The sequence below is a fragment of the Paenibacillus sp. 2KB_20 genome, assembly GCF_052115765.1.
In the GTDB taxonomy this organism is placed as follows: Bacteria; Bacillota; Bacilli; order Paenibacillales; family Paenibacillaceae; genus Paenibacillus_AQ.
In genome coordinates, this window is sequence record NZ_JBFRHH010000019.1 from 47,089 (window position 1) to 72,318 (window position 25,230).

A 25,230-nucleotide genomic window follows, 5' to 3' on the forward strand; every position below is an offset into this window, starting at 1 on the left:
ATCATTGGTTTTTTACTTTTACGGATCTACATTATCCATAATTGGAGCGAAAAATAACCTTCTCGCATACGCTATTGTTCCGTTGCTTATGAGCCTGATCCGGTACGGATTGTATTGCGGATGTTTGATATCCATAATACACGATTCAACTTCAGTTTGCAATACCATTTTTAGTCGCAATTTGCTTTATCTATATGCTGACAGTGGAATCCGGGAGCTGAATGGTATAACCGATTATTAGACACGAGTAACAACAGCCGATCATTTCGATCGGCTGTTTTCTGTCATCAGATATGACAAGAACCTATATCTTTATTAGAGCGATCCATGGTGACCCCAGTTAAGATTGTCTGTTGTTAAAAACCGACACCATAAAATATAAGTACACAGCATGCAGGAGCAATCCGATCGAACAAAAGAGCATTGCCAGGAAAGGCTCATTCTGCGTCATGAAATAAGGTACCTTGGCAGGCCAATACGTTGGGAGCCAAGCACCTAACATCTGCCAAGCTCCAGGAACGAAGTAAGCCACTACAGGGCCTGCTATGAACAGCCCTCCTATTTTAGACAAGGCTAATCCTTCCACCTTATTCGCTGAGAATGCAGCCAGGAACAACGAAAATAATGGTGCCTCCAATGCCAATAACAGCAAAACCCCTAGTTTATCCCAGTGAATATCCGACAAAGTGGAAAAAGACAAATATACCATGGATAAGCCGGTGCATAACAGAAAAGGAAGTGTCACTCTATATAGCAAATAACCTTTACGCATTATAGGAGTAACCGCATAATATGCAATCACATTCTCATCACGTTCGTCGAGCATAAGGAGGCCCGTGAGCATTCCTGTCAGCATAGGGATCGTAACAACCAATAGCGATGCAGCAAAGCCGCGGTACGGCTCCAAATGAAACGAATAGTTTACATCGAGCCAATGGACGGCAACAGGGAATCCAAACCTCGATAGAAACAGAAGTACTAGCGGACCGAACAAAGCTGCCAGCAGAACGGGGTCCTTCCATGCATGCCGTAGATCCTTTATCATAAGGGTTTTATATCTCCCCATTAAGGCCCCCCTCCCTCACCTACCCGCATCAGCACATGTCGTGTATAGGATCGTTGTGCCCAGATGTAAGCCGCAAAGTTCCAGATCAACAGGATACATAAGGAATATAGAACACTGCCAATAGATAGTCCTCCACTAGGAGACACTAATAACCGGAGTGTTCCTTCGGTTGGAAGGACGAGTAACAGGTCTTCATGCCACAATTGAAGGAAACCAAACAATGGAAGGATGAATGGCAACGCGTAAACCTGCACCATCAGAATAAAACCGTTAATTGTCCGTTGGCGTGCCGCCACCCCAATCGACAGCAAGGTCATGAAGGTTGAGGTTAAGACAATACCGGCAGAAAAAGCAAGCGGATATTCAGGCAGACTGCCGGTCGCCATATGAATGACCCAGCCTGCCGCAAGGGATAACACCGACAGAGACGCCACCTTCGCCAGCAAATATTCCCGAATGTGTACCGGCGCTACAAACAGCGGATCGTGGACGCCTTGGTCCCTCTCCAGGAGGACCATACCGCCAGCCATGATAAGTCCCAGGGCGGCGGGATCACTGAAGGTCAGCACAATCGCTGTTTTCTCTTGGTAAGCCTCGGGTATGAATCGGAGCAGAATCCAATAACAGGAACAGACGAATACATAAACCCAATAAAAACCGTGGCGCCACTGGAAACGGAGATCGAAAACAAATAAGCTTAGGCCTTTCATACAAGCTGCCTCCCCGTAACCTCAATAAAAATTTGTTCGAGCGATGCCTCTTGCGTATGAATGGTTTCGGGAGGGAAATCCTGTATGAGCTGAAGAAATTGGATATTCTCACCGATGCCATCGAGAGAAAATATGGCCTCCTTTACATCACCATCCCTGCTGTATTCGACTCGGACCTCTTTTCTTCCCTTGCGAAGTTTCAATCTTCTGGGTGAATCGATTAATTTGATTTCACCGTCGACGATAAAGGCTACCCGATCACAAAGCTCTTCTGCCGCTTGCATATTATGCGTTGTTATAAGAACTGTCTTGCCGGCAGCCTTTTTGGCAAGTATCAATTCCTTCATTCGCTGGGCATTGACGGGATCTAATCCGGAAGTAGGTTCATCCAGAAATAGTATTTCTGGATCATGCTGTAACGCTCGACAGAAATTCAACCTCATCTTCATGCCCTTGGATAGCTGGGAAACCTTCATATTTGCGGCATCCGTCAGATCGACTTGTTCCAGCAGTTTCATTGGGTCCTCAGTCTCCCCCCTGTAAAGGGAACGAAAGAGCTTTAAATTTTCGAGAACCGAAAATTTGCTGTAGAAGTTCGGGAATTCAAAAGCTACTCCGATTTGCTCGTAATAATCGGGACCCGTATCCCTGATCTCGTTACCCATGACTTTTATACTTCCTTGATATCCTTTCAGAACGCCGATGAGCAGTTTTTGCGTTGTGCTTTTACCAGCGCCGGACGGGCCGAGAAACCCAAAAATTTCGCCAGCCGGAATGACAAAATCAAGCCCATGCAGGGTCGGCACTTTTCGATTTGGATACGTGTAATGAAGCCCTCTTACTTCGATCACGACGCTCCATCTCCCTTCACCCCTTCAGACACTGCAAGCATGCCGGCAGATAATAACTCGACTAACAATTCGACTGTAGATGTAAATTGCTCTTCTCCAATCTCTTTCTTGTGCAGCGTAAGCAGTGCCAAGGATCTGATCATGCCCACGATGGATTCGGGTGCCGTACCAGGTAAAATGCCTGCCTGCTGCCAAGCCGAAATGACAGGCAAGAGCGCGTCTTGATCCTCCGTAAAGTTACGCTCCAGCAGCGCTTTCGGCAGTTTCCTGAACAACAGCTCCATCTCCCCGCGATCCATCATCTGCCGAAGCAGCGGACTCTCGTCCATCAGCCTTAGGGAATACAAGAGAAACCGTTTAATGCTTGCTTTGCTGCAGACCTCCTCAGGAGGGAATAAATCCAGAACGGCATTACGGATTCGCTGCTCCTCCTCCAGAATCAGTTCATAATATATTTCCTCTTTGGATCCGAAAAACATATAAAACGAGCCTTGGGCAATGCCGGCGGCCTTTGTTAGATCTTCAACGCTCGTTTTGCGGAGACCCGCCGTTTCGAAATGATGGCGTGCCTCAGTCAGCAGTTTTTGGCGAATCCATTCGCGTTCTTCATCCGAAAATTTTCTGGGCATGTTGCATTTCACATCCTTAAATTAATCATATCATGATTATGTGAATAAATTTATTTTATATTCATAAAATACCCCCTCATTTCCCGCATGTCAATACATTTGGTGTTACGGGACCTTTAGGTTACAATAAATGGAGATTTTATCCTTTGACGAGGGGTGCGTTATGCATCATTTTAATGAGGTTTTCGTTCAATTGCTGATTTTGCTTGCGATATCGATGGGGGTTATCGCGATAGCAAAAAAAATGAATCAGCCTTACTCTATTGCACTTGTTATTGTAGGCCTGCTGCTTGGTTTGATCCATGTACCGGTGTTGGATGAGGCCGAATCCTTTATAACTCAATCGAATGTGTTTCAAGCGATCATTATCTCCTTGTTCCTGCCTATCCTTCTTGGAGACGCCACGTTAAAGCTTCCGTTCTCCCATCTTCGTAAACAAGGAAAGCCGGTGATTGCTCTCGCGTTTGGCGGCACCTTGCTCTCTTTCCTTATTATTGCCCTAGCCATGTATGGGTTTATGGGATTGCCTCTGATTGTTGCATTTACCTTTGCTGCTTTGATGAGTGCCACGGATCCGATCAGTGTCATCTCCATTTTCAAATCTTTAGGCGTACCAAAAAAAATTGTGACCATCATCGAAGGGGAGTCGCTGTTTAATGACGGAATTGCCGTTGTGTTATTTCAGATCTCCTCTGTTTATCTGCTCACGTATCTGGAAATGAGTTGGGTAGGAATCGGCAGCGGTGTACTGCTTTTTCTAAAGTTTAGTGTTGGTGGTATCGCGGTTGGAGGCGTGTTAGGGTATCTATTCTCACAGCTCATTCGCTTCTATGATGATTATCCGCTGGAGATTGCTTTCTCTATGCTCCTGTTCTTCGGAAGTTTCTTTATTGCCGAGCATTTCCACGTATCCGGCGTGATCGCCGTCGTTGTGGGTGGCTTAATTTTCGGCAGTTACGGAGCGCGCATCGGGATGTCGGATACAACCAAGATGAACATTAATTCGTTCTGGGACGTCATCACGTTAATAGCAAATTCGTTGATTTTCTTAATGATCGGTCTCGAAATCAAGCATATTCACTTCGCGGACAAGTGGGCGTTAATCGGGGCAGCCATTCTTATCGTTTTAATTGGAAGAACATTGGCCGTCTACGTGAGTCTGTATTTCCTGAAATCCTTCCCTTCTTCATGGAAAGTGGTTTTGAATTGGGGCGGTTTAAAGGGCAGCTTGTCGATCGCACTCGCCTTAAGCTTGCCCACAACTTTCGACGGTCGCAACGATATACTCGTGCTCACCTTTAGTGTTGTCCTCTTCTCACTTCTCGTTCAGGGGTTAACCATCAAACCTTTGGTTAAGAAGTTTGGATTAGCCAGCCCCATGAAGGAAAAAGAAAGGAATGATTTCACTGTTGAATAATGAAAAAATACTTGTATGCGTATATTACGGTCCAAACGGAGAACGCCTTATTCGCCGAGGTGGTGAATTAGCCAGTCTGCTTCAGTGTCCCCTGTTTGTGTTAAGCGTTATACCCAAACGTGAGAATGAGCTCGATCAGGCACAAGAAAGGTATATGGCCGAGTGGCAAACGAAATGTGATGAATATGGGGCAACCTTTATCGTCAAAACGAATGAAGATCGAAAAGCTTCGGAAATTATTGCGGAAACCGCCAAGAATCATCATATTACCCAACTCATCATCGGACAATCCGGACAAACGCGATGGCAAGAAATTACGCGTGGTTCGTTTGTCAACGAACTGCTAAACCAGATAGGCGAAACGGATTTGCACATTGTAGCGGTTCAAAGGATGGATGATCAGATGGCTGACACCCATGAACGGGGAATTCGAGTCACCGTGTTCAAAGATGGTTCTTATTATCTGCTTGGCAATAAAGAATCCGAAGGGGAGCCTATAGCCAATGGGCTATTTTTCAAAGAATTAAATACCGATTTTGACACCGGTTTGCTGAAAATAAAAACAGATCACGAGATCCAATATTTAAAAATAAGTCGTGGAAAAGTGGTAGACTCGTCTTTTTTCCAAAACAGAGAATGGGATGAGAAACCCAGCGATCATTAAAGTATGGGAGTGGAACTGTGAGAAGACCATATATGAATTCGAACGATCGAAATATACAACATTCCGCTCCTGGCAACATGGAATTCTTCATCAACAAGCTTTAAAAATTTACACAATTGATATCGGCAGTATGCTGGCAGCATCTCTCAAGAGTGAGCGTTTAACCGTCTTTCAATAAACTCTACGGTTCGATCAATACCTCTCTCCTCTTGAATTTTGCCTGACAGTGCCATTGAATTGGCTGCCAGTGTTGAATCACTTGTTAGCTCCGTTATTCGATCAACCAAACTGGCTACAGACATTGATTTTTCAGGAATCGGCTTGGTCGATACACCTAACTCATACATACGTTTTGCCCAGAAAGGCTGATCCGCATTAAACGGAGATATGGTCATCGGCTTCCCTGCCTTCAGAACGGCCGCTGTCGTCCCTGCTCCACCATGATGAATAACGCCTGCAGCGCGTGGAAACAGCCATGCATGCGGTGCTTCCTGTATACACAGGATGTTCTCGGCCCCATCCCCAGAAGCTTGCATTCCACTCCAGCCAACCACAATAATGCCGCGTTGCCCCGTTCGTTGTAATGCTTGCATGGTCATTTCCAGCACACGATCAGGATGCTTTAGAGCCATAAAGCACCGGGATATCACGTCCGTTTACGCACAAATCATCGGAGAATATACTTCGCGGAGGTAAATTCAACGTCTCGCTTCTCCATGTATTCATCAATTTCTTGAAGGATAATAGCATTAAACGGTTGAGGTGATAGCTTTTTTCATTTATCCATCGATTTCTGAAGGTGAAAGGTAAAATGGGATTGGTAAAAGCACCTGTCGGTGCAATGATCGGAATCGGATGAGACGCGAATACGGGAACATTCAACTTTTGGGCAATATCATATCCAGCGAATGCTTTGGGATGATAGATGAGGCAGTCCCCATCTTGTGAAGCGGTCCACAGGTCATCGAGCATTTGCTGCATCATAGGATATATAAGCTTTTTCATCTGCTTCATTATCTCGAAGGGATTGCTGCCCAGCATGCGTTTTCCTTCCACAGATTGCGCTAGTTTCATGATATTTGCCCGAATGGGTGCGAAACCGACACTATGTCCGCGAACAAATCCCTCGAAATCCTGGGATGTGCATATAACTACATCATGTCCGTTGTTCTGGAGAACTCGGGCAAGGGCAATGAACGGCTGAACATCTCCCCTTGTTCCGATGGTGAGCAACTTTATTTTCACTCATTTCCCTCCTTACGATAAATGCCGTACCTTAACATATCCAAATAGGATTTTGTGTCTAAAACCGCACTTATCTCGAGTTCTCCTGTAGAATTCTCGTCAAACGATTTAGCCATTTGCTTCGTAATTAGAGATTCCAGGGAGAGCAATACGAATTCGATGGCTTGTTTGGGGTCGATCCCTTCTCTAAAACGGCTCTGATCGATCCTGCTTGTAAGTAGGTGTATGGAATCCTCGTTCATTTGCTGTTGTTTGACCAGAAGATCCGCTTTCAGCTCTTCCGGCATAACCACAAATGTTTTAGCCATAAATCCAAACCTGATGGGGTCACTTTTAAATACATCCATCTTTTTTTGAGATAATTGCTCTATCGCCTGAAACAGATCCTCGGAGAGGTCCATGGGTGACGAAGTCAGTGTATGGTAGTAGTGCTTCAAGCATTCATCCACCACCGTTAAATACAAAGTTCTTTTATCCGAGAAATAATGGAACAGAATTCCCTTGGATACGCCAGCTGCTTTGGTAATTTGATTGGTTGAAGCTCCTTCATAGCCCTTGTGATAAAACTCTACTAAAGCTGCTTGCAAAATGGTTTGTTTTTTATTCGGCTCCATTATTTTAGTACTCCACCTCCACCGATTGACCACATGGTCAATATGATTCGACCTATTGTAATACACGTTGACCATGTGGTCAATAGTTCGCTAGATACCAACGGCTAACGAACAAAAAACCGCCCTCTTCAGAGGACGGCGAGCGGTTTATAACATTTTTTGAGCGAATGAATCAACCTTAATTATGCCTTGTTCCGGCTATTCTCCGCGAACGACACGAAAACCCTGGTCGGGGCCAAAGCCATTGGGATCGAACTTACCTCGGAAAGATATCTCGTTGTTGCTGACGTCGCCGATCCAACCTCCACCCTTTACTACTCGGAAGGAACCGCTTGGACTATCCAAGTCGCCATGCCAGTCCCAGCACCATTCCCTTACGTTTCCAGACATATCGTAAACCCCCAACTCGTTGGGTTTCTGGGTACCGATCGATTTTGTTGTATTATGATTGCTCTCTATGATAGGCCAGTTCCAATCCCCAGATAGGTATTTGTCTCCGGCGTTTTTCCAATACCATGCGACCTCGTCGGCATTATTGCTTCCGCTGTAGATGTAACCCTTGCTATTCTGACCTCCGCCTGCAGCATATTCCCACTCGGCTTCTGTAGGCAATCGGTAACCGTTAGCTCCCTCATTGATCGTGACAATCCATTTGATATGATCGTTATCATTCCTATTATTCGGATCTTTCTTACCCTTGTCTATGTTGTAATATGGTTTTAAGCCCTCTAGAATACTTCTTTGATTACAATACTCCACAACGTCATACCAACTCACCATTTCCACCGGCAAATGGTCGCCTTTGAATGCAGAGGGATTACTATTACTGCCCATGACTTCCACCCACTCTTTTTGAGTGACCTCATATTTGCCAATGTAAAAGTTCGATACGGTTGCGTTTTTTTCAGCGTAGTTAGACTGGTTGTTCTTAGAGGTCCCACCTTCCACAAATACAAAACCATCTATCTTTTCAGACTTCACTTGTGAACAAGCGCCGATCACAACCATTGTTGCTATTAAAAAGAACATTAATAGCTTTCTCATTGATATATCTCCTTTATGCTGATGCTGATAGGAACACTGATAGGCCATAACGGCATGTAACTCGCCTCCCCCAGTTACGTTGAAGGCCGTTCGTATGGTGAGAAACGGCCCGCAACGTATCCGGACTTAGGGGTAAACGAAGGAAACGGCCACCGGTCTGTCTCCAATGTGGGGGATTGAAGTATCCTTATGGTCGATTCGTTGTTGATACCATGTCAGACAGCACAAACCCCGCTTACCCTCAGAGACGGCCCTACCACTCCCGTTCGCTTGAGTTTATTGATGGCGATGGGTTACCACACTGTTACGTTTGAGCTCCCGCTACTTTGATAACCCTCTGTTGCTAACACCTGATATGACCAGTTGCTTCCCAGATTCATTCCCTTGCTTGCCCATGCGTTCACGTGGTTGCTGAAAGTGATGGACGAGTTGACCCCGGTCTCTCTTTTCGATTGTCGAACACTCCAGTACTGGGCAAACGTTTGTGTGCCGTCAATGGAAGGTGCGTTGTATCTCATGGTCGTATAGATGTCATATGTGCCCCCATCACTGGTTACCGTGCCTTTATGAGTCCCGGTAGGTCGATACGTACCCCAACTGTCAACGACGTAATATTCGATGAGTGCGTTTCTAGTCCATCCATAGAGAGTCAAATATCCATTGCCGGACGGCGCCCACACGCCGGCATTGTAGTTAATCGTCCGGTTTGGCGATCCCGTATTCCAGCCTTTACCGACAACAAAATTCCCGGTGTTTTGCCAGGTCACGCTGTAATTACCGCCGGAGCCGTTAACGGCATTAACCGTTCCGCCGCCATCGGTCCAATTTTGCCAATAGTCGGTCGCAGCACTTGAGGTCGTTGCAAACAAACCAAAACTCATGGTAGCTGCAAGAATGACAGTCATCAACTTCTTACTGAATTTAAACATAATCTACCTCCTCATATTTTGATTTATCTTTTTCCTTTTACCTCCTTTCTAAGTAAATTATAGAATGACAGCGGTTACATAACACTTAGCAAATTAAATATGATATCTAGATTATTTTACAATTTTAGGCACTTGTGACCTTATGGAACAGGTCGGAAAAATTAAGACAAAAAAAGAAGACTGCCGGTAATTTACGCCGGCAGTCTTATCATCCAAGTAGTATATTCTTTTTCCTTTTCGCTGGACAACCCGATGAATAGCTAGCCTTTCTTTGATTTCTCACCGTTTTTTCCATCCACGGCTCATTGATGCCAGCCATGCTTCTTCTGGTTTGATTTCTTCACTCCACCCGACCAGAATGTGGCGTCTGATCTCCGAACTCCTTTGGCTTCCTTCTTATGCCGATTATGATGAAGGTGACATAGATTATGATCGCAATCGAATCGATGAACGTATCCGCAAGGGCCGATACGTCTTGTAATGCCGTTATGCCAAGAATGACCAGCAACCGGACGATTAGAAGCGACACGATGGTCCATGCGGCAAACCGAATCTTCATATACTCGCTTTGGAATGACATGAATATGAACACGATGCCGAAGACCAGATTTTCCGCCGTGATGATGTGCCAGACATACATGAATACGGTTCGAGTGTCCATCGCTATCGCACTCACATGGAGCATCGGCAGCACTGCGGATTGCCCATTCCATGCGTGTGTAAAGGCAAATAGTATCGCCAGAATGCCAGCAATCAAAAAATAGAAATTCCTAACGTTGATGCCCATGACATCCCTCCTCGGATATTCCCGGTTCCTGCTTGCGAATAGACCGGTAAAGTTCGCGAACGATTTCTGCCAGCCGTTGGTCGCTTTCATGATTAAAGTCCCTTAGCGTTTCGGCTGCTACGTCGAGCAATTGACTGACCTTTTCCAGATGGGCAATTTTCTTACGCGTTTCTGCATTCTTCGCATCGAGGAACGAAGCAACCTCACGGCAATAAGCTGGATCTACATTCTCCATTCTGTGGAACCCAAACGTTCCCTTGATCTCGTTAAGAGTGAAGTCCGCATACTGCATGATTTGAATATTCATCAAATCGATGAGGTCGTTCTTCGAATACCTGCGGTACCGATTGTCTTCACGGGACGGCGATACGATCCCAATCCGGTCATAGTACCGAAGCGTATCCTTTGGAATCCCAAGTAACTGACAAACCTCTTGTATAGAGTAAAGTTTTTCCATGTATTCAAAGTAACATTGGAGTAAGCTCCAATGTCAAGTCAATTTGTATATTCAATTTCGCATAATCAAGCAATCTCCAGATTCGTTGTGAGTCTGTTAAAGACAGATAAAAAAAGACCGTCCAATTATGGACGGTCCAAGCATTAGTATGATCTTGCAGCCAATGAAATCCAGTAGGGTCCTCCACCATCATTTACAACCACTTTGATTTTGTAGGTTCCTTCAATTTTGGGTTTAGTCTCCAGTTTAACTTGATAATCAGTCCGAGATGTTGAATTACCTGAAGCAAAAAGATTGCCATTTGGATCATAAACAAGGAGCTCCATGCCAGCGCGTTCATCATCCCCCAGCCAGACACGTAAGTTCACTCCATCTGATTTTGCATAATCAAAAGTAACCTCATCTTCACCTGATATAACGAAATTCCATTGATCATGTGCAAGCGGGGTGATAATGCTGGATGATTGAGTTTGTAATGGCGTGTATGCAAATGCACTTGCTGGAATAGATAATAAAACTGCAGTAGCGGTAAGAATACTAGCAATTCTCTTTTTCATAGGCGCACGCTCCTCTTCATACAAATATTATTTTTAATTCCAACATCTACTATAATTGTAATATAAAATTTTTTCAAGTTTTTTCCATAGACTACCGAGATGTCTGATGAATGAATACAAGAAAGAAGACTGCCGGTATTTTACGCCGACAGTCTTTCTCTTCCAAGTAGTATACTTTTCACTCTATTCGCTGGACAATTCCTTGAGCGATTTGATTTTACCATGGGGATGCTGTTCTTGCTTTCGTGACTTCCAGGCAGCTTCTTTCCTTCTCTTCTGGTGAGCCATAACAGATATCCTCCTTTGGAAAATGAAATGTATACCACTTTCTTATCTTGTCATTCCGCGGCTGTATTCATTCAAAAATTCACTGGGCCGTTAGAATCAGAGGTCCGTCCGGCGTGATTGCGATCGTATGCTCATATTGCGCCGACAGCTTGCCGTCGGCCGTTCTCGCCGTCCACTGATCGTCGTCGATCGTGATACGGAACGTACCTTCGTTGATCATCGGTTCAATCGTAAACACCATGCCTTCCTTTAACCGAATACCTTTGCCGGCTACGCCGATATGCTCGTAATTCGGTTCCTCGTGCAGGCTCCGCCCGATCCCGTGCGCCAGTAGATCGCGTACGACCGAGAACCCGTTCGCTTCCGCATGCTGTTGAATCGCCGACGTGATGTCGCCGAGCCGACCCCCGGGGATTGCCCGGGAGATCCCCAGATCCAAGCATTCCTTGGCCACCTTCATTATTTTTTGCGCCTCCGGCCGGATATTGCCCACCGCATAACACCAGCACGAATCGCCGAACCAACCGCCGTATTCCACGACGATGTCGAGCTTCAGCAAGTCGCCGTCCATAAGCACCCGATTCGAAGGAATGCCGTGGGCCACCACATCGTTGACCGAAGTGCAGGTTTCGGCGGGGAAACCGTTGTACCCTTTCGTAAACTGCTTGCCGCCCAGCTTGGTGATGTGTCTGGCAACAAAGTCATTGATTTCCCGGGTGGTGATCCCAGGCTCGATCAGTCTGGCCACCTCACGGTAGCAGTCCGCAACGATTTGGCTCGCCGGCTTCATCTCTTCGATTTCCCTGGGTGATTTTAAAATGATCATCTTTTATTTATTCGCTCCTTATCCATTCTAAAATTTTAAAAAACGGACGATATCCCTGGCCTCCTCGTGCAGCTTACCGCGGCGAAGTGAAAGCGAGGCACAGCCGACTAAGGCGGCCAGCAGCATTTCCGCGCGCTGCAGCCGATTTGGCGGATCCGTCGCGTTTCCGCCAGAAGCGGCAGCTCCTTCCGCCACACAGCCGGTTTCCAGCAGCGTGGCAAACGGAGCGAGCACCTCCCGGTGAAAGGCGGCTGAGAGCGGGGCCGAACGCGCTTCAGGTAGCGCGGCAAAGCCCTCACCGGCTAGCTTATGCAGCAGGTACAGGGCGTGGTCCTCAGCCCAAAGCTCCAGCAGCCGGACGCTGGAGGCAGCGACGGGGCTAAGCTCTGCGGCATCGGCCGTTTCGCGGCTTTCGCTTCGGGAATCCGTGGCAGCGGAGTTCCCGGTATCCGCCGCCGCAGCCAAGCCGAAATGTCCGCCCGCCAGCGCCTCATCCGAAGCCGGAGCCCGCGCGACCTCCGGCGTAACCTTCAGCGGCGCCTCTGGTGGAGCCTCCAGCCATCCCCCGGCCCGCTCCAACGCGTCCCATAGCAAATCGTGGAGCAAATCGCCCTTATTGCTGTAATAATGGTATACCGTGCCATAGCCGAGCTCCGCCTGCGTGGCAACATCACGGATTTCCAGTAAAGGCCCTTTATTCAAAAACACATCGGCAGCGGCTTTACGGATTTGCGTCAGACGCCGCAGCCGGATCTCTTCGTTTTGTTCCTTCGTGCGTGGAGTCATCTCGTCCGTTCACCTCTTTTATTTTTGACCTACTCTTATGTCAATATAAAACATCAGCCAACGAATTACAAGTGATTAGCTGGGACTTTTCGGCTCAACCCTAAAAATTGGTGACTTGACCAACGGGTTAGCTTTGAGCCGGAAATCCCGTTTATCCCCAGGCTGGCTTTAAGCACGTTATTTCAAGCTCTTACTACCAGTGCTCCAGTTTGACTGTTCTGCCATCAGCATAACGAGCTTTGCCTCTGCTGATTAACATCACTTCCTCTATGTCCCGCCTGGTCCTTTAAGCGCATGTCTACATTACTAGTTGCTATTATAATAGAATGAGACATCCCAAAGTTATCAGAAGAGCGAGCTTATCCCCCTCGATTGAAAGGAGTTATCTATGAATAACAAGCTGATGCGCGTTTTGAAAAAGCTGTACCACCACTCGAATAACGACTATGATCGGGAACGCGAGGTTTCCATCTATAAGACCGCTACACTTACTCCGGCCGAGCAGGAGCTGCTCCACGCCAGCGGATGGGTCCCAAATGAACTGCAATACATCCGTCATGACGAGATCATCGACAAACTGATCAAGCTGCAGACGAACCCCTTCCTTTCCTGGAGCAGCGTAAGCAGCGCCTTTATCGCCGGGGTTGGCGGGAGCTACCCGCGAGCCATATCTTCGCTGGCCAGTTACCATTCCATGATACATGCGCGGGCGCATGCGTATGAGGAAGCCGAGCGCGTTCTTGCCTGTAGGGTGTGCGCATTCAGTCATAGCGACGAAGGCTGGGACAACTTGTCCTACATCCGTTATGCAATGCATCTGGGCAATAATTACAGCGGATCGAGCTTCGGCGCGTATGTAGACATGACCGAGTTCGTCAAACTGCTGGAGCAAGGTCCTATTCAACCAACGGAAAAAGACAAGCAGGCTTTCAGCGATCTGCTGCATAGCCTGGACCGTGCGGAAGCGGGCGAAACACCGGGGAAATATGAGAAACGACTCACCGCCGAGAAAATCATCAAAGGACACGCTGGCATACGCCGCGGCATGCTCAAGGCGCTCGCCATGGTCGGTGTGATCCCCAATCGCATCCTGGAGCTTGCCCCGGATCGCTGGACGAACATGGAGTCGATCATCAACGCCGAGTTCAGTCTGGACAATACCAAGGGTCGTTCCGATATGGAGATGCCTTGGGCTGGCTGGCAAGGCAGTCTGGGCGTGGATTGGAGCAAAGCTCGCGCAATTTTCGGCACTATTAAAGCCCGCCATATAAAGGAAATTGAGAGGTAATCTCACGTACACTTCCCAATATCTGATCTTTAACCGTCGAACTGTTCGGATTTTTAAAGGCCAGTCCAATCAGCTGGGCAACTTCTTTCATTTCCTTGGGGCCCAATCCTCTTGATGTCATAGCAGGGGTTCCGAAGCGAATGCCACTCGTTACTAACGGGCTTGCCGTATCATGAGGAATTGCGTTTTTATTAGCGGTAATCCCCACTTCATCGAGGATGGCTTCAGCTTCTTTTCCCGTAAGTCCAATCGTGCGCAAATCAACCAAAACGATATGATTATCTGTTCCTCCCGATACAACGGTTAACCCTTCATTCATTAGTGTTTCCGCTAGTACATTAGCATTTTCAAGCGTTTTTTCCATATACGTTTTAAAATCCGGTTGCAATGCCTCGCCTAGTGCAACCGCTTTGGCCGCGATGACATGCATAAGCGGGCCGCCTTGTGACCCAGGAAATATCGCTTTATCAATGGCTTGCGCCCATGGCTTACGGCACATGATGACTCCGCCTCTTGGTCCTCGCAACGTTTTATGCGTTGTTGTCGTTACAAAATGCGCATGCGGTACCGGGTTGGGGTGCAAGCCCGCAGCGACAATTCCCGCAATATGTGCCATATCCACAAAGAAAAGGGCTCCAACTTCGGCAGCAATTTGGGAAAACAACTCAAATTCAATCGTTCGAGGATAAGCACTTGCGCCAGCAACGATCATGCGCGGATGATGCTTATGAGCAAGTTTTCGCACTTGATCAAAGTCAATGCGTCCGGTTTGTTCATCGACACCATAAGGGACAAAATTGTAAAGTCTACCGGAAAAGTTCACAGGACTCCCGTGCGTTAAATGTCCACCATGGGATAAATTCATGCCCAAAATGGTGTCACCAGGCTTGACTGATGCAAAATAAACTCCCATATTCGCCTGCGCACCGGAGTGAGGCTGCACATTGGCATGTTCCGCACCAAAAAGCTCTTTGACACGGGAAGTGGCAAGCTCCTCTACGATATCAACATATTCACATCCGCCATAATATCTTTTTCCAGGATACCCTTCCGCATATTTGTTGGTCAGTACCGTACCTGTGGCTTCCATGACAGCCTGGCTTACAAAATTCTCCGATGCAATCAGTTCTATTGTATCCCGCTGCCGTATAAGTTCTTGCCGAATAGCATGTGCCACTGCTTTGTCTTGTTGTTCCAAATATTTCATGAACCCTCTTCCTCTCTGTATGCTCGTTTGTCTACTTATATTGTGTTGTATAAGCAACGATTGTCATGATAGTATATCAATCAATGGAGTGTTATTTAATATCCATAAATCAGTAAATTGAGCAATCCATAATAACATCAGAGGTGTATGTATGCTAAAAGTTAACCGAGATGATGAACGTCCCATCTGGCAGCAGCTTCTGGATCAAGCAATCCATAATATTACGACCGGAAAATGGCCGCCAGGCGAATTACTGCTCCCCTCCCGCGAACTCGCTCCATTGATTGGCGTTTCCCGTTCAACCATACAGATTGTTTACGAGGAATTATTCAGCCGCGGGTACACCGTCACCTCTCGTCGCGGCGGGACAAGAGTTAGCGAATGGTCATATGCCTCTCGTCCTTCAGAGGATACGGCTACCCAAGGGCCCCTCCTCCCCGAATTGCCCTTATTAAACGCTTCAGTTGGTCATTTGCACAGTTGGTTCGGAGACAGAGAACATCGGAAAGTAGACATCGATTTCAGTCCCCATGAGCCCTATCTGGACGAACATTTTCAAAAGAATTGGAGACAATCTTTTTTACATGCGTCCACAGAAACAAACTTGGACAATTGGGCTTACGGCAACGCTTATGGCTTCTTGCCGCTGCGAGAACAGATTCAACGTTATTTATCCCTTGAACGGGGCGTTCATGTGAATCTCGATCAAATCATATTAACTTCAGGCGCACAACATAGCATTGATCTAATTGCCCAAGCCCTTTTACATGAAGGAGATACGGTTTCGGTTGAAGATCCCGGCTTCCCTGCCGCCTGGATGGCGCTGAAGTATCGGCGTATGCAAGTTGTATCCGTTCCGGTCGATGAGTACGGGCTGTATGTCGACCGCATTCACCCTGGGTCCAAACTTGTGTTTGTTACGCCATCCCACCAGTGTGCGGTTGGAGTTATTATGTCGGAACCTCGCAGGCAACAATTGTTACATATGGCTGCTGAACAGCGGTTTTGGATTGTTGAGGACGATTATGACAGCGAATTTCGATATCGCGGCGACCCACTTCCAACCTTGTTCAGTCAGCGTCCTCAAAACACCTTGTACATGATGAGTTTTTCCAAAATGGTTGCTCCTGGAATTCGCATCTCGGCAATCATTGGTCCCAAAGAGGCTATTCGCCGGCTTGCCCAAGTTCAAGAACTAACCTATCGTCATCTTCCAATTATGGAGCAATTAACGCTTACTCATTTTATTAAACATGGTCATTTCATGCGCCATATGAGACGAGTTCGAAATGTATATCGGCGCAGACACGAAGCTATGACGAAAGCAATCATCGCGACGGGTCTGAATGAACACTTTACACTAAGCGGCGTAGAAACAGGGCTGCATATGCTTCTTGAAGCAGAACCATCGTTTGACGAAGAAGCCATGACGAAGTTAGCGCTCGAAAAAGGTATTCGTGTTTATCCGCTTAGCACGTATGGTTTGGAAAGCAATCGAAAAGGATGGGTACTGGGTTTTGCTAAAGTAGATGAAGCTGCCATTGAAGAAGGAATTTATCGTCTTGCGGGGTTGCTTTTATAATACCAACAACCTCGCCCCCGTCTTTTGACCGCGCTATCCCTGTTTTCATGTTCCCACCTTCTATTGTTTTGGTTCCGCTTGCTGTACTCCGCTTGATCTGTATTGCTTTTTATGAAATTTCCCATGAATCAATAGATGTGCTGCCAAACCCGCAACAAGTCCCCAAAATGCACCACCGACGCCAAGTAGAGTGACATTCGCGGCTGTCGCTAAGAACGTAATCAATGCAGTCTCCCGTCCCTTGGGATCCGTTAAAGCATTGGCAAGACTACCACCAATGGTGCCAAGCAATGCCAATCCCGCTAATGTCGCGATAAAGGTAGCCGGCAGAATCAAAAACAGAGCAGCCAACGTCACGCCAAAAATGCCGACAACAATATAAAAAATGCCACATGCAATGCCTGCAATATAGCGTTTTGTGGAATCCTCATGCGCATCTTTCCCTGTGCAAATCGCTGCCGTAATGGCTGCTGCATTAAAAGCATGCGAGCCAAAAGGTGCTGCAAGAAGTGAACCCAGACCCGTTACGGTCAAAATCGGATTTGCGCTCGTCTTAAACCCGTCATTCCGCAAAACGAGCATTCCAGGCATGTATTGTCCTGTCAAAGTAATAATAAACAGCGGCAATGCAACACCTAATGTAGCATGTAGTGAAAACTCCGGAACGACAAATACCGGTGATGCAATCGCCAAGTGGATCGTGCTGAAATCCGCTATTCCCATAACAATCAAATAAATCAGTCCAATGGCCAGTATGCCAACAATCGCATAGCGGGATGTAAACCGTCTTAACACGATATAAGCGGCAAACAGGACAACGACAAGCAATGGATCAACTTTCGCTCCCCCAAAAGCTGAAATGCCAAACTGCAGTAAAATGCCTGCTAGTAGTCCAGAAGCAATACCTGGAGGAATAAGCCGGACAAATCGTTCGAACATGCCCGATAATCCTAAAACAATAAATCCTACGGCAGAGATTATGTAAGCTCCAATGGCTTCCGGATAAGGGGTTACCGCTAAGGCAGAAACGAGAAAAGCCACGCCTGGTGTTGACCAAGCCGTAATAATCGGTTCCCGGTAACGATAACTTAGCCAGATCCCGGTTATGCCCACTCCTATGGAGATGGACCAAATCCAGGAAGCGGTCATTTCGGGACTTAAACCCGCGACTTTTGCTGCCTGAAACACGAGAATAAAGGTGCCTCCATAGTTGACAATGACAGATATTAAAGCGGCTATGGTTGGCGATATCAAATCGCGGCCGCGCAGCGAAGGGGATGTTGTTGTATTCAAGAGTGTTCTCCTGCCTTTCTCCTAATCGTCCTGTTGCGCGTGTTCGTTCCAGTAATAGCTGTCCGGCAAGTAACGCTGGCCGAATACGCTTGTCCCTACGCGGATGATGGTAGCTCCCTCCTCGATGGCCACCTTATAATCACCGGACATGCCCATCGAGAGGATATCCATTTGCACACGAGGGAGATTTTTCTCTCTGATTTGTGTTTGAATACATTTTAGTAACCGGAAGCAATGCCGGGTCTCATCGTTGGTTGCATTCAGTTTCCCAATCGTCATTAAGCCTTTCACGTTTAACGTTTCGAACTGGGACAACTGTTCTACCAACTCCACTGCCATTTCCGGAGGAGCACCAAATTTACTTTCTTCATAGGACGTGTTGATTTGCACCAAAACATCCATGGTTTTATTCTCTTTAACGAGCTGATGGTGAAGGGCCTGCCCCAGTTTCAAACGGTCCACAGAATGAATGAGCGTAACATATTTGACAACGTCCTTCACTTTATTCGTTTGCAAATGTCCGATAAAATGCCACTCTATCTGATTGAACTGCTGCATAAGCGGAAATTTGCCCCGTAGTTCTTGTGCTTTGTTTTCCCCGAATAGAGTCTCCCCCGCTTGTATAGCCATTTGCAATTTTTCAAGCGGTACGGTTTTGGTTGCCAACAACAATTTCACGTCCTCTATCTGACGACCCGAGGCTTGGCATGCCAATTCCATCTGCTGCTTCACGGTTTTGAGATTCGCTTCAACGAAATGCTCCATGTCTTCTCCCCCTTTCTGCTGCACGTACAAGTCCATCATGACAACCTGCACGCTATTCAAAATTAAGTCCTGTTGTCATCCGCTTCTTAGAGCCATTCGACTTTCCTCCTTCTCTATGTTTACGCTAGTATATCAACAGATGGATTGTGAATATATATCCAAAACTGATGTAATCGAGCAATCCATAAAAGCGGACATTCCATTCCAACATCTTAGAAAGAAAAAAACGAACTCATTCCCTGATAGGAATGGTTCGTTTATGTCTACTATTTTATGAATAGATAGGCTTAACAAGGGCTTATATCTGTTCTTTTTCCTTCATCCATTCTTTGTATTCTGGTAAAGTATATTCGTCAGTTTTTACGACGGTCCAATGGTTGTTCTTATGTTCTAAGAACAGCTTAATTAAATATTCCCCTCCGGACTCATCAAAATCATCTCTCAAATAAATCATACTTGCATGAATAAGAACTTCCACGTTATTATCGTTTATCGATTTCACTTTAATTCGTTCATAATCTTCAATATTATAATTGGCATCCAACAAGTTAACATTTTGATTTAAGGATTCAACCTCATATTTCTCAATATTAACACCTTGCTTGTGGTCAATATTTTCTTTTAGATCTGGGTAATGATCCCACAAAATATGAATATCCTTGTTAACCACAGCTTGTGTTCTATAATACATGTACTCTCTGACTGGCGTTATATATTTCACCCAATCCGATGGTTCTGGCTCCACAAAACCTTCTATTTCTAATTCATTAGTGAGGTTTTCTGTTGAGGTCGTATTTTGCTGACACCCGATTAAAGATACGAATAGTACAATCAATATACTTCTTAAAAGAATCATCATATTCTCCCCCTTCATTATATGACGATCTTAATTTCCATAAGTTGCAACGTTAAATTACCCTTTCGCTCTCATTAGTTAAATAACTTTACACGTTAATGCACTCGTTAACTATAGTGTGGAAACTGATCGCACATAAAAAGAGACAATGCTTCCTTCAAGTTTTTATTCTGGCTCATATATTCGAATAAGATGGTCGATGTGAGCAAGCACCCTCATTGCCGTCGTCCATCATACCTTAGCCTCCTCATGTACACACGATAGGTGTTTCACGAGCCTTTGTTTGTTGAACTTTTGCTTCCCGTTACTAAGACAAAAAAACCTTCGATAATTACTCCCCGAATCAAGTATCCAACCCCTCTTCAATTGTTCTTGACGACCATTTTACCACAAATTAGAAAGAGTGATCCTAGCCTGCTTCGCAAACTAAACTGCCCGTTAGTTTAGTGATTCGCCGCAGTTCCCCATCAGACATTCATCTGATCAGCTATGAGTCACAAAAAAAATCGCCAAAATGGCGACTTTTTAGATCTCTGCTTATGATCCTTATGTGTTCTCGTCACTTTTGTATTTTAAATATCTCCAGGTTGGCATTCCAGCGCTTTGCAGATGGCTTCTAAAGTCGAAAGCCTAATGGCCTTGGCCTTTCCATTTTTCAATATAGAAAGGTTAGCCATTGTTATTCCAACCCTCTCCGACGCAAAAATCAGAGCCATTCCGATAAGTATGATACCTGGGGCATCGTCTTTCTCCGCAATCAGATAGAAGAGTGGCATACCTACCACAAACAAGCTGCTGATTATGGTTGCACAGTATTTTATAATCTTTAGAACGCGCACGGATAATTCTGAGAAAGCTTTGTTCTTGTCAATATAGCCTATAAGCTTATAAGCCTGATACAAAGCAAAATAAAAAGGTATCGCGGCTGCATACAAATCGATGAAAACGAGATATTTCAAATAAGTATGATCTGGATAGCACTTGCTACCATAAAAAAACACACCCTAAAACTAGGGTGCGGAATGTATTTCTAAGTATATGCAGTTCGTTGTTCTATTAAAATACTTTTATAACTTTAGTTATTTAAAATGGGTATATCTCCAAGGAGTTTCTTCAAGTTAATGGAGTCCCACGGCAAATGCTCTGTTATACCTAATCCAACGACATCTGTTGCTTCAGATAATTCTTTAATCAAACTCACTAGTTGAGGCATTTGCATGGTTCCTTTAGGAGATAAATTAAAGGGTTCTTCAGGATTAGCGAATAATAAAGAACGAAATGCCTGTGGATCAAGTACGTCTAAATCAAGGTGAATAGCCAGGTACTTAATGCCGCTTTCTTTGATCCATTCTTTTATAGATTCAGTACCGCTCGCTAACTCTTTCGTTCCGGCCGTTCGAATACCAAGTCTTTGAATCATTTCCGTGTCTGGTTCTGTAGGTGCAACACCTAGTCTTTGAAACGCTTCTGAAATCACTGCAACTTCTTCTTCTGTAGGAGTCGCTAATCCTGCAATAAAGACATTTTCAGGTTTTAGCGGGATTTTCACATGTTTTGCAAACTCCTCATCTCCTTCTCCCAAAAGATTCCCGAGAGGTAATGCGTGCCCGTTATCATAGCCGACATAATTGACCAAATCAGAGTGAGCGTCGATCCATATTAAACCTAATTCCCCATCGTACCGCTCGTTTAAATAGGCAAAAGGAGCTTGTTCAACTAAGCAATCACCGCCAAACATGACGATGCGATCTGGCTTATGAGCTTCAATAAGATGATGAGCAGCCTCTAGCTGTTTAAGCAGCTGTTTTCTTCCATTCATTCCATCCTCGTTTTCTAGCGGAGTTCCATCATAAGCTTGAACCGGTACATGGATAAGGGGCTGATCACTGTCCGGAGCTAGCCAAGCAAGCAGCTCGGCTCCAAAAGAGTAGTTCGGGTTGTTTCCCCCTTGCCACTGTGGCATTAACAGGCGTATTGTTTTTTTAGTCATTTATTTCTCTCCTTTACATCAAAGTAAGGTTAGTATAGACTGAGCACAAATAAAAAAATAGTACGCACAATTATGATAGGTACTACCCGAAAGGATAGTGTTAAGTATGAGTATGGCGGAATTTAAAGGTAAAGTTAAAAATGTTCAAGATACACCTTTTGGATATACCATTTCAATTATTGGTGGTAAATGGAAAATGGTAATTATGTACCTTTTGGCAGAAAACCAAACCGTTCGCTTTAATGATCTGAAAAGACAAATAGGAGCAATCACTTACAAAACATTGAGCTCACAGCTCAAAGAATTGGAAGCGGACGGCCTGGTGTCACGCAAAGAGTATCCTCAAGTACCGCCAAAAGTCGAGTACAGTCTTACAGATAAAGCGGAAACGCTATTACCCATCTTGGAACAGTTATGTGAGTGGGGAGCAAAAAACCAACACCATTAAGCCCAGCAAAAATAAAAAAATGGCGATCCCAGGGAGTTCATCCCTGTACCGCCATTTCCAAAAGAGTCAATTAAGCGGCCTTAGTCCTGAATTTCTTTAGGGTAAGGCCGTTTAATTTAATTTGCTATTTGAATAATTATGACAATGCCAGCATGGCATTCATGTCTTCCTCCGCCGTTGTAATCAGCTTCAGGCCGAACATATCGACCAGGATGTCCAGGCTGAATAAGCCCAGCATAATGGCAACCGCCTTTTGCTCAAACCAGGACAGCACGATGCTGACGGGCAGCTCATTGACCGTACACCCGAATGCATCGGCCAACGCCAGTGCAATTTTGACGGTGCATTGCCCCAAATCGATATAACGAGGAATGCCTATATCGCCAACGGTGAGGTTACGTTAAAGTAAAGAGTAATTATTATGAATTTAATTTTTAATATTTCTCTGAATTATATCATTATAATGATATAATGTTTCAAGTAACTTATCGTTTTTGATAAAATCGGATTTCCGCAGACATGAAAGAATGCAATGGAGGATTTTCACCCAAATGACCATTCACAAGCTCAGATCATTCATCGTATCCACTTTCCGGATAAACTGGAATCACTTTAAGTCAAAGCTGCTCTTAAGATACGTTCTGTCTTATATTCTGATCTTCCTGATTCCCCTGACGGGAGTAACCATTTTCGTTTATGATAGCGCTGTCAGCGGGCTTCGTTCCGAGATTGAACTATCCAACATTAATCAATTGAACCAGGTCAAAATGAACATCGACTCCCGTATCGCAGAGCTTCGGGAGATTTCAGGCCGAATCGCTTATGACAGACGCTTAACTCCTTATATGGTTCGTGATTCTTATTACAGGGTCGAAGCCATTCAAGCTTTGGCCAACTATAAGGCGAACAGCAGCATCATTGAAGACATTTTCTTATACTATCATAACGACCCGGTTATCTATTCTTACCGCGGCCTAACGAATGTTAACGTTGCGTTCGATTCCTTTTATCGTTATGAGAACTGGAATCTGGAAGATATAATCGTTGCTCTGAACGAAACGAATCAGATGTTAATACGGCCTGCCGAGAATGTTACAATCAACAGCTCTAGGCAGGAGGCGATGCTGACTATAATCGTACCTATTAAGCCCAATGCTCCCTATCCCTACGGAAGTGTCATATATATGGTGAAAGAGTCCAACCTTACGGGGGTCATGGATTCCATTCTTAGCGATTTCACCGGGAGCAGCTACATCTTCAATCAAAATGATGAAGTGCTTACAGCCAACCATCAAGGCGTATCCCTGTCTCAAGAACATTTCGGGACATTGGCTGCGCTTGATGCCGGCATACACAATGTCTCCCTGAAGAATGACAAGTACTCCGTCGTATCCGTCAAATCCGGGGAGAATGGCTGGAACTACATGACCATCATGCCAAGCTACCAGTTCTTCAGCCGGGTCGCTCATGTACAGACGCTCATTCTCATGGTGTTTGGCATCGCAGTCGTAACCGGAGTGCTCGCCGCTTTTGTGCTGGCTAGACGCCAATATCACCCGATTAAGGACTTGATGGAATTCGCCAAGCTCAGAGTCAACGATACCCCAGAACCAAGAACGCGCAATGAATGGGATTGGATTCGTCAGACCCTTCACGATTACAGCGCCCGTATCGATATGCAAGAGCCCTTCGTGCGCAACCAATGCATGCTGCTTCTACTGAAGCACGGCAAGCCGGATGATCACGAAATCGAGCGAATGATCGCCGGAGTCGGACTGGAATCTCCCCAAGAACAAGTCATTTATTTCTGTGTGATTCTGTCCTGGGAAGAAAACGATGCGACCGAGGATGTCCAGAATGATCGTCAGCAGGTGCATGAAATTCTCAGCCATGTTGAACCATCAGGGCTTCATGCGAATATTTACGGCGTTGAATTCTCAGCCGATAATCAATTTGCGCTGATCGTATCACTTCCTGGTCCTGGTCAAGATTTGCTGAAGCTCCGGATGGAGCAGATCATTCGCGCGGTCCAGGAATTGATCTCCGAGAACACGCGGCTCGATCCGAGCATGGGCGTAGGTACGCCTTACCGGAGTTTGGGGCAGCTGAACCAATCCTTCATCGAAGCCGCAACCGCACTGGAGCACCGAATGGTTGGCAGCAGCCGCATCACCTATTTCGACCAATTGGCAGAGCAGAGTCATCCTGTCGCCAAAGGCGTGTGGCTTCCAAGAAAATCGCTGCTCAAGCTGGAGCAAAGCCTGAAGCAAGGCAACGAGTCGGTGGCTGTGCAGATGATCGCCGAGATGATGGAGACCATCCGGAGCGAACCGCTGCAGATTCATCTGCTGCGCTGCATTTGCTTCGATCTGCTGAACGCACTGCTTCGTTCCGCCTCCGAGGTCGGAATGAACGAAGTATTCAGCAATATCTCGGACTATACGTCGTTTGAGACGCTTGAGGAATTCGAGGACAAGCTGTTGTCGCTGACGACAGAGGTTTGCGAGAAGGTTGAGCGCAACCATGAGCAAGCAGCGCCTAAACTGATCGATGATATCGTACATTATGTGAATCAGCAGTTTGCCGACTATACGCTCAGCCTGGAGCATGTTGCCCTTAAATTTTCCGTCTCTACCTCTTACTTAAGCCGCAGCTTCAAAGAGAAGACCGGGATCAGTTTCTCGCAGTATATCTGGAAGAGGCGCACGGAAGAAGTCATTCGGCTGCTTGTGACGACAAGCGCTCCCCTGAAGGAAATCATCGAACAGGTGGGCTACCTGGATGCACCCAATTTCATCCGCAAATTCAAGAAAGAAACCGGGCTTACGCCCGGTCAGTACCGCAAACAACATCACTCGAATAGGCTGGATATATAACAGAAGGGCCCTTTAGGAGATCTTGTCTCGAAAGGGCCCTGATGCTTCTACTTCA

26 protein-coding genes and 2 pseudogenes are annotated in these 25,230 nt (G+C 45.9%); 6 read left to right on the top strand and 22 right to left on the bottom strand.

The features are described from left to right. Positions 1-340 precede the first annotated feature (340 nt). Genes AB4124_RS30925 through AB4124_RS30940 form a run of 4 tightly spaced genes read right to left on the bottom strand, consistent with a single transcriptional unit; the run spans position 341 to position 3,256 of the window. Positions 341-1,045, bottom strand: a complete 705-nt coding sequence (locus AB4124_RS30925) for a hypothetical protein (RefSeq protein ID WP_430112376.1) — start codon at positions 1,043-1,045, stop codon at positions 341-343. Positions 1,046-1,065: 20 nt separating this feature from the next. Next, positions 1,066-1,776: a fluoroquinolone export ABC transporter permease subunit gene (locus AB4124_RS30930; RefSeq protein ID WP_441975211.1), complete on the bottom strand. Its 711-nt coding sequence runs from the start codon at positions 1,774-1,776 to the stop codon at positions 1,066-1,068. Beyond that, positions 1,773-2,627, bottom strand: coding sequence for an ABC transporter ATP-binding protein (locus AB4124_RS30935; RefSeq protein WP_441975212.1), 855 nt, complete (start codon positions 2,625-2,627; stop codon positions 1,773-1,775). The genes AB4124_RS30930 and AB4124_RS30935 overlap by 4 nt, the downstream gene beginning before the upstream one ends. Beyond that, a complete protein-coding gene (locus tag AB4124_RS30940) occupies positions 2,624-3,256 on the bottom strand; it encodes a TetR/AcrR family transcriptional regulator (RefSeq protein WP_441975213.1) in 633 nt (210 codons plus the stop codon). Before AB4124_RS30940 ends, AB4124_RS30935 begins: the two co-directional genes overlap by 4 nt. A gap of 163 nt (positions 3,257-3,419) precedes the next feature. Between AB4124_RS30940 and AB4124_RS30945 the strand changes: the two genes are divergently transcribed. Together AB4124_RS30945 and AB4124_RS30950 are read left to right on the top strand one after the other, a co-directional pair. Then, positions 3,420-4,673, top strand: coding sequence for a cation:proton antiporter (locus AB4124_RS30945; protein WP_441975214.1), 1,254 nt, complete (start codon positions 3,420-3,422; stop codon positions 4,671-4,673). Beyond that, positions 4,654-5,337 carry a universal stress protein gene (locus AB4124_RS30950; protein ID WP_441975215.1) on the top strand — a complete coding sequence of 228 codons (684 nt, stop codon included), beginning with the start codon at positions 4,654-4,656 and terminating at the stop codon, positions 5,335-5,337. The genes AB4124_RS30945 and AB4124_RS30950 overlap by 20 nt, the downstream gene beginning before the upstream one ends. A 146-nt stretch (positions 5,338-5,483) precedes the next feature. Here the strand turns inward: AB4124_RS30950 and AB4124_RS30955 are convergent, their stop codons facing one another. The 11 genes from AB4124_RS30955 to AB4124_RS31005 all read right to left on the bottom strand — a co-directional run bounded on the left by AB4124_RS30955 (position 5,484) and on the right by AB4124_RS31005 (position 12,870). Then, entirely contained in the window at positions 5,484-5,930 is a 447-nt protein-coding gene (locus tag AB4124_RS30955) for a glycosyltransferase (protein WP_441975216.1), read from the bottom strand. Between the two features lie 19 nt (positions 5,931-5,949). After that, on the bottom strand, positions 5,950-6,582 hold the full coding sequence (locus AB4124_RS30960; RefSeq protein WP_430112386.1) for a glycosyltransferase: 633 nt from the start codon (positions 6,580-6,582) through the stop codon (positions 5,950-5,952). Further along, positions 6,579-7,196, bottom strand: a complete 618-nt coding sequence (locus AB4124_RS30965) for a TetR/AcrR family transcriptional regulator (protein ID WP_379405960.1) — start codon at positions 7,194-7,196, stop codon at positions 6,579-6,581. The genes AB4124_RS30960 and AB4124_RS30965 overlap by 4 nt, the downstream gene beginning before the upstream one ends. A 198-nt stretch (positions 7,197-7,394) precedes the next feature. After that, positions 7,395-8,240, bottom strand: coding sequence for a formylglycine-generating enzyme family protein (locus AB4124_RS30970; protein WP_430112390.1), 846 nt, complete (start codon positions 8,238-8,240; stop codon positions 7,395-7,397). A 293-nt stretch (positions 8,241-8,533) separates the two neighbouring features. After that, complete coding sequence (locus AB4124_RS30975) at positions 8,534-9,169, bottom strand: glycoside hydrolase family 11 protein (protein WP_441975217.1); 636 nt, start codon at positions 9,167-9,169, stop codon at positions 8,534-8,536. 340 nt (positions 9,170-9,509) lie between these two features. Beyond that, entirely contained in the window at positions 9,510-9,956 is a 447-nt protein-coding gene (locus AB4124_RS30980; RefSeq protein WP_441975218.1) for a hypothetical protein, read from the bottom strand. Then, positions 9,940-10,413, bottom strand: coding sequence for a MerR family transcriptional regulator (locus tag AB4124_RS30985; RefSeq protein WP_379405952.1), 474 nt, complete (start codon positions 10,411-10,413; stop codon positions 9,940-9,942). The genes AB4124_RS30980 and AB4124_RS30985 overlap by 17 nt, the downstream gene beginning before the upstream one ends. A gap of 143 nt (positions 10,414-10,556) precedes the next feature. Continuing rightward, entirely contained in the window at positions 10,557-10,970 is a 414-nt protein-coding gene (locus AB4124_RS30990; protein ID WP_076321575.1) for a hypothetical protein, read from the bottom strand. Positions 10,971-11,153: 183 nt separating this feature from the next. Continuing rightward, a complete protein-coding gene (locus AB4124_RS30995; protein ID WP_015735743.1) occupies positions 11,154-11,258 on the bottom strand; it encodes a DUF6254 family protein in 105 nt (34 codons plus the stop codon). A 79-nt stretch (positions 11,259-11,337) separates the two neighbouring features. After that, on the bottom strand, positions 11,338-12,084 hold the full coding sequence (gene map / locus AB4124_RS31000; RefSeq protein WP_441975219.1) for a type I methionyl aminopeptidase: 747 nt from the start codon (positions 12,082-12,084) through the stop codon (positions 11,338-11,340). 27 nt (positions 12,085-12,111) lie between these two features. Next, the gene (locus AB4124_RS31005; RefSeq protein WP_441975220.1) at positions 12,112-12,870 is read right to left on the bottom strand and encodes a TetR/AcrR family transcriptional regulator; all 759 of its coding nucleotides are present in this window, start codon (positions 12,868-12,870) and stop codon (positions 12,112-12,114) included. 403 nt (positions 12,871-13,273) lie between these two features. Here AB4124_RS31005 and AB4124_RS31010 point away from each other — a divergent pair, with 403 nt between their 5' ends. Then, entirely contained in the window at positions 13,274-14,158 is an 885-nt protein-coding gene (locus AB4124_RS31010) for a hypothetical protein (protein ID WP_441975221.1), read from the top strand. Here AB4124_RS31010 and glyA read toward each other — a convergent pair. After that, positions 14,124-15,365 (bottom strand): serine hydroxymethyltransferase, encoded by a 1,242-nt coding sequence (gene glyA / locus AB4124_RS31015; RefSeq protein ID WP_441975222.1) that lies wholly within the window; start codon positions 15,363-15,365, stop codon positions 14,124-14,126. The two genes, AB4124_RS31010 and glyA, sit on opposite strands and share 35 nt — an antisense overlap. A gap of 151 nt (positions 15,366-15,516) precedes the next feature. On the opposite strand from glyA, the gene pdxR reads away from it, so the two are divergent. Next, positions 15,517-16,947 carry a MocR-like pyridoxine biosynthesis transcription factor PdxR gene (gene pdxR / locus AB4124_RS31020; RefSeq protein WP_430112405.1) on the top strand — a complete coding sequence of 477 codons (1,431 nt, stop codon included), beginning with the start codon at positions 15,517-15,519 and terminating at the stop codon, positions 16,945-16,947. A 60-nt stretch (positions 16,948-17,007) separates the two neighbouring features. Here pdxR and AB4124_RS31025 read toward each other — a convergent pair whose 3' ends face one another. From AB4124_RS31025 to AB4124_RS31045, 5 genes and pseudogenes are all read right to left on the bottom strand, one after another. Then, complete coding sequence (locus AB4124_RS31025) at positions 17,008-18,240, bottom strand: benzoate/H(+) symporter BenE family transporter (protein ID WP_441975223.1); 1,233 nt, start codon at positions 18,238-18,240, stop codon at positions 17,008-17,010. 21 nt (positions 18,241-18,261) lie between these two features. Next, entirely contained in the window at positions 18,262-19,005 is a 744-nt protein-coding gene (locus AB4124_RS31030; protein ID WP_441975224.1) for a YggS family pyridoxal phosphate-dependent enzyme, read from the bottom strand. 298 nt (positions 19,006-19,303) lie between these two features. Beyond that, positions 19,304-19,864: a hypothetical protein gene (locus AB4124_RS31035; protein ID WP_430112408.1), complete on the bottom strand. Its 561-nt coding sequence runs from the start codon at positions 19,862-19,864 to the stop codon at positions 19,304-19,306. 569 nt (positions 19,865-20,433) lie between these two features. Next, positions 20,434-20,853 (bottom strand): annotated as a pseudogene (locus tag AB4124_RS31040) (DUF2975 domain-containing protein); the annotation flags it as partial. An 83-nt stretch (positions 20,854-20,936) separates the two neighbouring features. Continuing rightward, positions 20,937-21,851, bottom strand: a complete 915-nt coding sequence (locus tag AB4124_RS31045; protein WP_441975225.1) for an arginase family protein — start codon at positions 21,849-21,851, stop codon at positions 20,937-20,939. A 106-nt stretch (positions 21,852-21,957) separates the two neighbouring features. On the opposite strand from AB4124_RS31045, the gene AB4124_RS31050 reads away from it, so the two are divergent. After that, positions 21,958-22,299, top strand: a complete 342-nt coding sequence (locus AB4124_RS31050) for a winged helix-turn-helix transcriptional regulator (RefSeq protein WP_076321586.1) — start codon at positions 21,958-21,960, stop codon at positions 22,297-22,299. A gap of 136 nt (positions 22,300-22,435) precedes the next feature. Here the strand turns inward: AB4124_RS31050 and AB4124_RS31055 are convergent. Then, a pseudogene (locus AB4124_RS31055) lies at positions 22,436-22,690 on the bottom strand (hydroxylamine reductase); the annotation flags it as partial. Positions 22,691-22,850: 160 nt separating this feature from the next. On the opposite strand from AB4124_RS31055, the gene AB4124_RS31060 reads away from it, so the two are divergent. Beyond that, positions 22,851-25,175: a helix-turn-helix domain-containing protein gene (locus AB4124_RS31060; RefSeq protein ID WP_441975226.1), complete on the top strand. Its 2,325-nt coding sequence runs from the start codon at positions 22,851-22,853 to the stop codon at positions 25,173-25,175. The last annotated feature ends 55 nt before the right edge of the window (positions 25,176-25,230 follow it).

Excerpts from the sequence above, each read along its gene's own strand:
- glyA (WP_441975222.1), bottom strand. The coding sequence starts at position 15,365 with ATGAAATATTTGGAACAACAAGACAAAGCAGTGGCACATGCTATTCGG.
- AB4124_RS30940 (WP_441975213.1), bottom strand. The coding sequence starts at position 3,256 with ATGCCCAGAAAATTTTCGGATGAAGAACGCGAATGGATTCGCCAAAAA.
- AB4124_RS30955 (WP_441975216.1), bottom strand. The coding sequence starts at position 5,930 with ATGCAAGCATTACAACGAACGGGGCAACGCGGCATTATTGTGGTTGGC.
- AB4124_RS30925 (WP_430112376.1), bottom strand. The coding sequence starts at position 1,045 with ATGATAAAGGATCTACGGCATGCATGGAAGGACCCCGTTCTGCTGGCA.
- AB4124_RS30995 (WP_015735743.1), bottom strand. The coding sequence starts at position 11,258 with ATGGCTCACCAGAAGAGAAGGAAAGAAGCTGCCTGGAAGTCACGAAAG.
- AB4124_RS31030 (WP_441975224.1), bottom strand. The coding sequence starts at position 19,005 with ATGGAGCATTTCGTTGAAGCGAATCTCAAAACCGTGAAGCAGCAGATG.
- AB4124_RS30985 (WP_379405952.1), bottom strand. The coding sequence starts at position 10,413 with ATGGAAAAACTTTACTCTATACAAGAGGTTTGTCAGTTACTTGGGATT.
- AB4124_RS31010 (WP_441975221.1), top strand. The coding sequence starts at position 13,274 with ATGCGCGTTTTGAAAAAGCTGTACCACCACTCGAATAACGACTATGAT.
- AB4124_RS31035 (WP_430112408.1), bottom strand. The coding sequence starts at position 19,864 with ATGATGATTCTTTTAAGAAGTATATTGATTGTACTATTCGTATCTTTA.
- AB4124_RS30965 (WP_379405960.1), bottom strand. The coding sequence starts at position 7,196 with ATGGAGCCGAATAAAAAACAAACCATTTTGCAAGCAGCTTTAGTAGAG.
- AB4124_RS30990 (WP_076321575.1), bottom strand. The coding sequence starts at position 10,970 with ATGAAAAAGAGAATTGCTAGTATTCTTACCGCTACTGCAGTTTTATTA.
- AB4124_RS31045 (WP_441975225.1), bottom strand. The coding sequence starts at position 21,851 with ATGACTAAAAAAACAATACGCCTGTTAATGCCACAGTGGCAAGGGGGA.
- AB4124_RS30975 (WP_441975217.1), bottom strand. The coding sequence starts at position 9,169 with ATGTTTAAATTCAGTAAGAAGTTGATGACTGTCATTCTTGCAGCTACC.
- AB4124_RS30980 (WP_441975218.1), bottom strand. The coding sequence starts at position 9,956 with ATGGGCATCAACGTTAGGAATTTCTATTTTTTGATTGCTGGCATTCTG.
- map (WP_441975219.1), bottom strand. The coding sequence starts at position 12,084 with ATGATCATTTTAAAATCACCCAGGGAAATCGAAGAGATGAAGCCGGCG.
- AB4124_RS30950 (WP_441975215.1), top strand. The coding sequence starts at position 4,654 with ATGATTTCACTGTTGAATAATGAAAAAATACTTGTATGCGTATATTAC.
- AB4124_RS31050 (WP_076321586.1), top strand. The coding sequence starts at position 21,958 with ATGAGTATGGCGGAATTTAAAGGTAAAGTTAAAAATGTTCAAGATACA.
- AB4124_RS31060 (WP_441975226.1), top strand. The coding sequence starts at position 22,851 with ATGACCATTCACAAGCTCAGATCATTCATCGTATCCACTTTCCGGATA.
- AB4124_RS31005 (WP_441975220.1), bottom strand. The coding sequence starts at position 12,870 with ATGACTCCACGCACGAAGGAACAAAACGAAGAGATCCGGCTGCGGCGT.
- AB4124_RS30945 (WP_441975214.1), top strand. The coding sequence starts at position 3,420 with ATGCATCATTTTAATGAGGTTTTCGTTCAATTGCTGATTTTGCTTGCG.
- pdxR (WP_430112405.1), top strand. The coding sequence starts at position 15,517 with ATGCTAAAAGTTAACCGAGATGATGAACGTCCCATCTGGCAGCAGCTT.
- AB4124_RS30970 (WP_430112390.1), bottom strand. The coding sequence starts at position 8,240 with ATGAGAAAGCTATTAATGTTCTTTTTAATAGCAACAATGGTTGTGATC.
- AB4124_RS30930 (WP_441975211.1), bottom strand. The coding sequence starts at position 1,776 with ATGAAAGGCCTAAGCTTATTTGTTTTCGATCTCCGTTTCCAGTGGCGC.